Here is a 200-nt window from a genome sequence, read left to right as displayed (position 1 = left end):
ACGGTGACTTCCGGCGGAGTTACGGAAACGGCTACAGTGAACGTCACAGTCAATCCGGTTAATGATGCCCCAATCAACAGCGTCCCTGGCGCTCAAACCACGAATGAAGACACCGCTCAGGTCTTTAGCTCTGCCAACGGCAATGCGATTAGTCTTACCGATATAGATAGCGCTTCTGTGACCACCACGATTTCTGTGGC

At 52.5% G+C, this 200-nt stretch carries 1 protein-coding gene; it reads left to right on the top strand.

Features of this window, described 5'->3' with window-relative positions; genetic code table 11:
* Positions 1-200, top strand: a 200-nt coding sequence (locus tag Lqua_RS18575; protein WP_193787199.1) for a hypothetical protein, incomplete at both ends; no start/stop codon positions are given.

This window comes from Legionella quateirensis (assembly GCF_001467955.1).
Taxonomy (GTDB): Bacteria; Pseudomonadota; Gammaproteobacteria; order Legionellales; family Legionellaceae; genus Legionella; species Legionella quateirensis.
The sequence above is the reverse complement of the archived record's forward strand: the minus strand, read 5'-3'. Positions and strand labels throughout refer to the sequence as shown.